We start from the raw sequence: 218 nt of genomic DNA, 5'->3' as shown, positions 1-218 counted from the left end.
ACAACCGCCGCCATGGGCCTGGCGCTGCGCGCTTTAGGGCATAGGCGTAAGGTAGTTATTGTACAGTTTTTGAAGGACGGTACCAGCGGTGAAATAGAACCGCTGCGTCGCCTGGGCGCGGTTGTCTATGCCTGCCCCAACGCTAAATTCACCTGGCTGATGAACGAAGCGGAAAAGGCGGAGGCTCGCCGCAACTCTACCGTCGCGCTGCGCCAGGC

The 218-nt window shown here is 60.1% G+C and carries 1 protein-coding gene; it reads left to right on the top strand.

Features of this window, described 5'->3' with window-relative positions; translation table 11 throughout:
• On the top strand, positions 1 to 218 hold a 218-nt coding region (locus H6B10_RS17310; RefSeq protein ID WP_204652548.1), incomplete at both ends, for a cob(I)yrinic acid a,c-diamide adenosyltransferase.

The sequence above is a fragment of the Gemmiger formicilis genome, from assembly GCF_016901605.1.
Classification (GTDB): Bacteria; Bacillota; Clostridia; order Oscillospirales; family Ruminococcaceae; genus Gemmiger; species Gemmiger formicilis_B.
Note: the sequence above shows the minus strand (reverse complement) of the source record. Positions and strands in the feature narration are given on the sequence as shown.